The organism is Candidatus Woesearchaeota archaeon, assembly GCA_026394965.1.
Lineage (GTDB): Archaea > Nanobdellota > Nanobdellia > Woesearchaeales > 0-14-0-80-44-23 > JAPLZQ01.
The window spans coordinates 1-6,088 of sequence record JAPLZQ010000117.1 but is presented as its reverse complement, the minus strand read 5'-3'; the positions used below and the strand labels follow the sequence as shown (position 1 = coordinate 6,088).

The 6,088-nt window shown below is 43.4% G+C and carries 2 protein-coding genes; one reads left to right on the top strand and one right to left on the bottom strand.

The features are described from left to right. Window positions 1–2,885 (bottom strand): isoleucine--tRNA ligase (gene ileS / locus NTV63_05500; protein MCX6710371.1); only part of this gene is annotated, 2,885 nt, incomplete at its 3' end. A 288-nt stretch (window positions 2,886–3,173) separates the two neighbouring features. Between ileS and NTV63_05495 the strand changes: the two genes are divergently transcribed. Continuing rightward, window positions 3,174–6,088, top strand: a 2,915-nt coding sequence (locus tag NTV63_05495; protein MCX6710370.1) for a carboxypeptidase-like regulatory domain-containing protein, incomplete at its 3' end; no start/stop codon positions are given.

Here is a 6,088-nt window from a genome sequence, read left to right as displayed (position 1 = left end):
TTGCTCATTATGAACGGCTGCTCAGCCTCTTTTTCCACAATCAGGTGCTCAATCTTTACCCTAAACTCCTCATTTCCCACTTTAACAGGGCAGAATCCCTCTTCCTGAATGTGTGAGAGAATGCTTTCTGCGCTGTTCATTGAAAGCTGTGCTATTATCAGGGGAGTCTTTTTCCCGAATTCAGGCCCGAGCTTTGAGAAGTCTGCCTTGACCACTGTCCTTATCTTCTTCGTTTCCTCGCCTAAGCCAAGGTTTCTTATGTTGCACTGTTTGAGTATTACTTCAGATATTCTCTTTGCTGATTCAAGCTTCTCCTTGTCATTTGAGATTACAAGAGCCTGCGGGAGGGGCCATCTTACCCCAAGTCCCTTCTTTTCCCTTAGGAACAGGACTGCAGTCACAATCTCCCTTGCAGTTTCCATGTCCTCTTCAAGCTTTTTGTCTGTAAGCGCTTTCTGGGAGAAAGCCCATCTCATCATATGTATGCTTTTTTCGTCGCGGTTTTCGCCTTTAATCACATCTTTCAGAAGGTTCTGGTAGATGCTTTCTGTGACATAAGGCGCAAAAGGCGCAAGAAGCTTTGCAATCTTGTCAAAGACATAAAGGAAGGTGAATGAAAGCTCTGCATCCTTGCTTCCTGCGCGGTTCCTTACAATCTTTATGTACCATCTTGAAAAGTCGTCATTCAGGAACTGCATTATTGCCTTTGTGCAGCTGCTGTATTCATGCTCTTCAATCTGAAGCATAACCTCTTCTGCAGTTGAGTTTGCCCTTGAGATTATCCATTTGTCCTCTATTTTCAGGTTCTTGACTATCATGTCAAGGACTTTTTGGTCAATCTCATCATCGGGGGTTTCAAGCTTTGAGAAGATTCCTGCGAATTCCTTAGCATCAACACCCTTGTTTTTCAGGTATTCGCACACAAAGTAATATGAATTCCAGAGAGTGTTCAGGAATGATGTTGCATTCTCCTTCACAAGGTTGTAGCTGAACCTCTTGACATTTCCAGGAGAGGTGTAGCACATCTGGAGCCTTATTGCGTCAACTCCGACTTTGTCAAATGCCTCGTCAGGATTTATGACATTCCCCTTGCTCTTGCTCATCTTCTCGCCGTTTTCATCCACAATCAGCCCTGCGCACACGACATTTTTGTATGCAATTGAGTCAAAGAGAAGAACTCCTAGGACATGCAATGTGTAGAACCAGCCTCTTGTCTGGTCCATTGCCTCTGCTATGAAATCATAGGGAAAGTGCTTTTCAAATAATTCCTTGTTTTCAAAAGGATAGTGGTACTGCGCAAATGAGGCAGAGCCAGAGTCATACCAGCAGTCAATTACATCAGGAACCCTGTGCATTGGCTCTCCGCACTGGCATTTTATCTCTATCTCGTCAATGAACGGCTTGTGAAGGTCAAGATTTTTTGGGACTTTCAGCCCTGCCTTTCTGAGCTCCTCAACGCTTCCTATGGCAATCTCCTTTCCGCAGGTTTCGCATTTCCAGATTGGAAGGGGAGTCCCCCAGAACTTGCTTCTGGATAATGCCCAGTCCTTTGCCCCCTCAAGCCAGTTCCCGAACCTGCCTTCTTTTATGTGTCTTGGGTACCAGTTTATCTCATTGTTCTTCCCGAGAAGTTTTTCCCTGAATGCACTTACCCTGATGAACCAGGACTGCCTTGCATAGTAAATAAGCGGAGTCTTGCATCTCCAGCAGAACGGATATGAATGCGTGTATTTCTCAACCTTGAACAGCTTTCCGCTGCTTTCAAGCATGGAAATTATTCTCTTGTCAGCATCCTTTACAAATACGCCTGAGAGGCCTGGAATTTCAGATGTGAACTTTCCGTCCTCGCCAACTGGGTTTACAAACCCAATTCCGCAAGCCCTGCATGAAACAAAATCATCCTCTCCGAATGCAGGCGCCTGGTGGACAATCCCGGTTCCATCCTCTGTTGAAACATAATCTGCTGCTATTACAATGAATGCCTTTTCCCTGCAATTCCTGAATTTTTCAGCATAATAAGAAAACAGCGGCTCATATTCCATTCCGATGAGCTCTTTTCCCTGAACTACCTTCACTATTTTCCCGCCGGGAAAGTATTTTGCTGAGAGCGCCTTTGCAAGGATGTATTCTGAGAACTCATGCTCAACAAAAGCGTATTCTATCTCTGGATTTACTGCAAGAGCAAGGTTGCTCGGAAGAGTCCAGGGCGTTGTTGTCCATGCAAGAAAATATCTTGCTTTGCCCCCTGATTCTTTTACCTTGAATCTACAGGTTATTGTGTCTTCTGTGACATCCTCATACCCTAGCGCAACCTCATGGCTTGAGAGGGTTGTCCCGCATCTCGGGCAGTATGGCACAACCTTGTAATCCTGAAAAAGGAGATTTTTGCTGTAAAGCTGCTTTAAGGACCACCAAACGCTTTCAATGTAGTTGTTGTCCATTGTTATATACGGATTTTTCAGGTCCACCCAGTATGCAAGCCTTTCAGTGAACTCATTCCATTTCTCTATGAAGCTGAAAACATCGCTCCTGCATATTGCATTGAACTTCTCAATCCCGTATTCGAGAACCTCTTTTTTGGAGTTAAGCCCCAATTTCTTCTCAACCTGCACTTCAACAGGCAAGCCATGGCAGTCCCACCCCCCTTTTCTTGGGACATAGTAGCCCTGCATGAACTTATACCTGCAGAAAAGGTCCTTGAAAACCCTCATCTCCATGTGGTGAAGGGCGGGGAGGGCATTTGCAGTCGGAGGACCTTCTAAGAATGAGAATGTCTTTTCTCTTTTTGCAAAAAGAACCTTGTCTTTTATCTTTTCAGAAGCCCAGATGGCTGAAACATTTTTTTCTATTTCCCTGAAATCATAGCTCTTGTTTGGAATTTCCATAATCAGCACCTTTTGGGAGGATTAAGTATTAAATGTTTTGATGTGTCTTTCAATCCTTATTTAAAATTTACTCATTATTGCCCTTTTTTGCACATTAATGAAAAAACGCATTATACTACTGTTTCTTATTCTTAAAAAACCGCGCTCTTCAATTATAAATTATTAGAAAGATTTTTAAATAATGAAACTTATTTTTAAGTTTTAAAATATGTGTGGAAATTCGTGCGGATTTCAGATGTTTAAAAACACTGTAAATCTTGCTTTAACAGTAAAAAAAGTGGTGAAAAAATGCAATTGCTTCTCTTAAATAGCCAGCTCAACAAAAGATTAAAAATTGCCGTGTTTTCGCTTCTTATCCTTTCGTTTCTCATAATCTTTTCAAGGGAATCAATTGCTGGATGCTGCATCTCTGCTGACTATAATGCACAATTCTCCCCTAATCAGATGGGCTGCGACGGAATTCTTTATTTTGAGCAGGAATGCACTGATTCCTTTCTCGCGCCATACACTCAGAATATGTGCTGCGTCTTAAACATATCAGGTGCAAATGAGTGCTATTACGGCTCAGAGAAGCTCTGCAAAGCAAAGTCATCTGAGAGGGGTGCAACAGGAATTCAATACCTTTCTACAGGTGATTTCGGGGAAAACGGGGATAACTGCACCTCAAACGCCATTGGCGGCTGCGTGGGCATTCTTCCTGAGATAAACTGCAGGAAGGAATACAACATTGAAACGCGTGGCTGCATTGAAGAGACAGAATTTCTGTGCGACTCTGACGGAATCCTAAAATCCGACTGCACAGTGTGCCTTGACGGGAACTGCGGAAGCCTTGTGTGCAACAGGGAAAGCGGAAGCTGCGAGATTGCCTCTGCCAATAACTGCACTACAATCGGCTATGAGTGCTGCCCTGACTGCAAGGAAGGAAGCCCTGAAGAGGAAAAATACAGCTATCAGGAGGGAAAATCAGGAGTCTGCACATCTAATGAGGCAAGATGCTGCATGGAGTGCTCTACTGCTGAGAACTGCTGCGAATTCAGGAGCCAGTGCCCGACTTCAACAGGGCAGGGAAGGTGCTCTCCGGGAAGATGGGAATGCTCACAATCCTGCATAGAGCCTGCCTGTGCATTGGGACTAAGGATAAGCAGTAATGATATTTCAAAGGGAATATGCCGGTGCGGCGCTGATAAAAAATACATTGCATCTGATTCCGGATACTGCTGTGAAATTGCTGGAATAGAGGGCGGGGTTTACAGCACAACACCATGCGTTCAGATTGGAAGCGCACAGCTTTCTGGCATGATAAAAGAGGATAATTCAGGAATACCTGGCGCGAGAGTCATAATACCGAGATACGGCTTGGTAAGCTTAGTAACAGGCGCTGACGGAAAATACTCTGTTGGCGGATTGAAGATTGGCGAGTCATACACCGCATATGCGTATGCATCTGGTTATTACATGCTTTCAAAAAGCATAGAAATCGCCTCAGAGAATTCATACCGGGATTTTATACTTACCAAGATTGGCTCGCAGCAGTGCGATTCCTCATCTTTGGGAAAAATTGCCGGATTTGATGCCCTGCCTTCACCAGGGAAAAAAGAGGAAAAGCTTGTTTGGGACAACAGCTGCTCTGATTTTATAATCCTATACAAGATTAAGAGACAGGGCTTATTTACTCCTGAAATAATAATCAGCCCTGCGAATGATAATTATGTTGATTCAAATGTTAAGTGGGGCGAATCATACACTTATACCATTACTGCAATTTACACTGGCGGCTCAGTTTCAAATTCCACAACAATAAAAATGGGGAATTCGCTTTGCGAGGGCGTTCTTCCGGGCTATGAATTCTGCCTTAATTCAAAAAATGAGAAGAACACAAATGATGCAACTTTAAGAAGGGCATGCGACGAGAATAATGAATTAAGCGTTGATAATGTCTATGTCTCAGAGGAATTCTACGGCTATGAAAGCACTGACTGCTCAGTATATGAAAAAACTGTTCTTGGAAAACATGTGTGTGTGATAACAAGGAACCTTCCTGAGCCTGAAGCAGGGATTGTAATCTCAAAATGCAAGAAAGAGGATGCGTGCGGTTCCTCGGGGAACCCGTTCGGACTGTTCTTTGAGAAAAACATCTGCATAAATTCACAAAATGAATGCTATTATGATTTTTCAAAAACATCAGTTGATGTTTGCGGGGACTGCAGGGCAGACCTGAAGTGCTCAGAGCTTATTTCAGAGGAAACATGCCTCAACAACCCCTGCGGGCTTAACTGCCTCTGGACTGAAACAAATGCCGAATTAAGCAAGGGAATATGCTATTCACCTTATCAGCCTCCTGAAGGGAATGAGACAGACAAAGGTGATTATAACAGCACATGCGATGCGTGCAATGCGCTTTTTGTAAGCTGCACAAGCGAGGTGTGCGGAGCACTTGGAAACTGCGTTAAGGGAATAGACGGATGCGCTGAGTGCGAATCAGATGTCTCCTGCACTGATTATCTTGACCAGGTAAGCTGCGAGGGATACCCAACAGGATTTTACACTTATGGAGACGGAATTACTCATTATACAACGAATGACGCCTGCCATTCCCTCAGATGCTACTGGAATTCCACAATAAGCGCCTGCTTAAAAGACGGGAACTTTGATGATAATGACGACTGCAAAAACTTTGGACCTCTTACAAATGAGCTTTGCAAGGAAGACAATATCCCGCCCGTTACAACAATAACAAGCAACACAACAATACGCCCCACTGAGCCAATAATTTTCAACATGAGCGAAAAAGTCAGGAAGTTCTCATACTGCATTGATGTATATGATTCATGCGCCCCAATCATTTCAACTGACGCTGAAGCAGGAAAGGAATTCAGCAGTGCAGTAATTCATCCGCTTGAAGACGATTCCACAAAGAATATCTTCCAGAGCAACGGCATATACTATGTGAGATTCTATTCAATAGATAAATACAACAACATGGAAATCATACGCTCTGTTCCGGTTTATGTCCTGAAAAACATCCTCAATGCTGAGGTGATTTATTTCTTCGAGGACGCGAACAAGTATAACTTAACTATAATTACAGAGATGAACAGCCCTGCAAAATGCACATTCACAATAACGCCCAATGTTTTAAGCAACATTGTGAAAAATGACTTCGCATCTCAGGAATACAAGCCATATTTTGAGCTTAAGTTTGC